This is a genomic window from Streptomyces albidus (ex Kaewkla and Franco 2022) (genome assembly GCF_013870515.1).
Classification (GTDB): domain Bacteria; phylum Actinomycetota; class Actinomycetes; order Streptomycetales; family Streptomycetaceae; genus Streptomyces; species Streptomyces albidus.
The window spans coordinates 1-2,224 of record NZ_JACBXA010000455.1; the positions used below are offsets into that span (position 1 = coordinate 1).

3 protein-coding genes are annotated in these 2,224 nt (G+C 72.3%); all 3 read right to left on the reverse strand.

The window, feature by feature from the left end:
• The coding region (locus H5J26_RS30435; RefSeq protein ID WP_309238135.1) for a 1-phosphofructokinase family hexose kinase at positions 1 to 565 on the reverse strand (565 nt) is incomplete at its 3' end.
• A gap of 140 nt (positions 566 to 705) precedes the next feature.
• Positions 706 to 1,932, reverse strand: a complete 1,227-nt coding sequence (nagA, locus tag H5J26_RS30440; RefSeq protein WP_181769175.1) for an N-acetylglucosamine-6-phosphate deacetylase — start codon at positions 1,930 to 1,932, stop codon at positions 706 to 708.
• Positions 1,929 to 2,224, reverse strand: a 296-nt coding sequence (locus tag H5J26_RS30445; RefSeq protein ID WP_181769176.1) for an ROK family protein, incomplete at its 5' end; no start/stop codon positions are given. The genes nagA and H5J26_RS30445, both read right to left, overlap by 4 nt.

A 2,224-nucleotide genomic window follows, 5' to 3' on the forward strand; every position in this document is an offset into this window, starting at 1 on the left:
CCGCGGCCTCGCCGCTGGTGTCGAGCACGACCGGCACGTCGGCGGCGTGCGCCTCGCGGATCAGCTGGGCGTAGGCGCCCACCGGCACCCCCGGCGGGAGGCTGCCGCACAGTGCGACAGCCTCGACGCGGGTGCCCGGGGCAGCTCCGGCGTCCGTGTCCACGGCGGTGCCCTCACCGCGCAGCAGGTTCGCGTAGGTGTCGAGGAAGGCCGCCCATTCGCCGGGCGAGATGTGCGGGCCCGGCTCGTTCAGCTGGGTGGCGTCCCCGCTGGATTCGTCGACCACGCCGACGGTGCGCCGCGTGTTGCCCTCGATCGGCACGAGTGCGTCCGTGATGCCCGACTGCTGTGCGAGCAGTGCGCGGAGTTCGCCGCCCGTGAGGCCGCCGGCGAATCCGGTGGCGACCGTTTCGTGGCCGAGCGCGGCGAGGACCCGTGCCACGTTCAGGCCCTTGCCGCCGGGGCGCTCGGTCACCTCGCGCACCTGGTGAGATCCGTGCACGTCGAGGCGCGGCACCCGGTAGGTCAGGTCGAGTGCGGTGTTGAGCGTGACCGTCAGGATCACCGGAGACCACTCCAGGGGAGGACGGGAGGGGGACGTACGCGGGACGTGCGAGACGACAAGCTAGCGAGCGATCATGCCAGTTGGCAGATGTCGTCGCGACCCCTCCGAGCCGTACACCGCTCATTCGGTACTACCCCAGGTCACCCCACGTCAGGACGTACCACCCACTCGCCCTGCCGCATCACCCCGGCCAGTTCGAAGCCGGCGTCGAGGATCACCAGGTCGGCGTACTTGCCCACCTCCAGCGAGCCCGTACGGTCCCCGACCCCGAGCAGCCGTGCGGGATTCACGGACAGTGCGCGTACGGCGTCCTCGACGGGCAGCCGGTCGACAGTCACCGCGCGCCGGAAGGCGTGGTCCATGGTCAGGGTCGAGCCGGCGATCGAGCCGCCCTCGATCAGCCTGGCCACGCCGTCGCGCACCTCCACCTCCAGGGGGCCCAGGGGATAGCGGCCGTCGCCCATGCCCGCGGCGCCCATCGCGTCGGTGATGAAGGCGACCCGGCCGGCGCCGGCGCTGCCGAACGCCAACTCCAGTACGGCGGGGTGGAGATGGGTGCCGTCGTTGATCAGCTCGACGGTGACCCGCTCGTCCTCCAGCAGTGCGGCGACGGGTCCGGGGGTGCGGTGGTTGAGGCCGGGCATGGCGTTGAAGAGGTGGGTGGCGACGCTCGCGCCCGCCTCGACGGCCTCGACGGTGGCGTCGTAGGTCGAGTCGGTGTGCCCGACGGCGGCGATGACGCCGTTGTCGGTGAGCAACCGTACGGATTCCAGCCCGCCCGGCAGCTCCGGTGCGAGGGTCATCATCCTCGCGCTCCCGCGCGCGGCGTCGACCAGCTTGCGCACCTCGGTGGGGTCGGGGTCGCGCAGCAGTGCCGGATCGTGTGCGCCGCAGCGCTGCGGCGAGATGAACGGACCCTCGAAGTGGACGCCGGCGAGGTCGCCCTGCTCCACCAACTCGCTGAGCGCCCCCGCCTGTTGGGCGAGGTCGCCGAGTTCGCCCGTCACGGTTGAGGCGATCATGGTGGTGGTGCCGTGCCGCCGGTGGGTGTCGATGACCGTGAGGGCCTGCTCCGCCGTGCCAGCGGAGAAGGACGCGCCGCCACCGCCGTGCACGTGCATGTCGACGAAGCCTGGGACGATCCAGTGGCCGCGCAGGTCGAGAGCCGGCGTGTCCTCGGGTGAGTTCTCGACGATCGTGCGGCCCTCGACGGTCAGCGTGCCGCCGTCGTCGATGCCGCCCGGCAGCACCACGCGTGCGCCGGTCAGCACCGTGCGCCTGCTCGGCGGGCCGGACGGTGCCGAGCGCCCCGTCGAACCGGCCGGATTCGTGGGGCTGTTCGGGCCCGTCGGGTTCGTGGGGGTCATCGGCTCGGAACCTCCGCGGTGAGTAGATCCCAGGCGAGGAGTCCCGCGCCCAGGCAGCCTGCGGCGTCCCCGAGGGCCGCCGGGACGATCGTGGGGAGTTGCTGGAAGGTGACCCGCGCACGCACCGCTTCCCGCAGCGGTACGAAGAGGATGTCGCCGGCTTCCGCCAGCCCGCCGCCGATGATCACGGTGCGGGGGTCCAGGAGGGTGAGGGTCGTGACGAGACCCGCGGCCAGGGCGTCCACGGCCTCGCGCCAGATGGCGATGGCGCGGTCGTCATTGGACTCGACCG

Coding starts and splice junctions, on each gene's coding strand:
- nagA (WP_181769175.1), bottom strand. CDS start 1,932: ATGACCCCCACGAACCCGACGGGCCCGAACAGCCCCACGAATCCGGCC.